This window comes from Vibrio sp. 10N.222.49.C9 (assembly GCF_041474985.1).
In the GTDB taxonomy this organism is placed as follows: domain Bacteria; phylum Pseudomonadota; class Gammaproteobacteria; order Enterobacterales; family Vibrionaceae; genus Vibrio; species Vibrio crassostreae_C.
This window is the reverse complement of sequence record NZ_JBFRVD010001066.1, coordinates 1-301: the sequence shown is the minus strand read 5'-3', so window position 1 is coordinate 301 and position 301 is coordinate 1. Positions and strand designations below refer to the sequence as shown.

The following is a 301-nucleotide window of genomic DNA, read 5'->3' as shown; positions in this document are numbered from 1 at the left end:
TTCAGGAACCAGTATTTCAGCGTAGGTACGCTTTTCTACCAAAAGCCCCGTTGGGTTATAAGACTTGGTACGGTCGATCTTGGTTCCGTACTGTATGTTGGGCAGATCGATGGCGGCTTGCGCCGATAGATCCCAATCGATCACTCCTACGACCGTTTTAAGAACATATCCTGGGATTTGCGAGCTTCCTGGGCTGCCGACAACCAGTTTGAGACTGCCACTTGGTTCCATCACCATTAATGGTGTTATTGCAGAGCGGGGACGTTTTCCAGCCATAATAGAATTTTGCACAGCTTTTCCA

The 301-nt window shown here is 48.5% G+C and carries 1 protein-coding gene; it reads right to left on the bottom strand.

The genetic code is table 11. From position 1 onward, the window contains the following. Window positions 1–301 (bottom strand): gamma-glutamyltransferase (locus AB4585_RS26915; protein ID WP_372171796.1); only part of this gene is annotated, 301 nt, incomplete at both ends.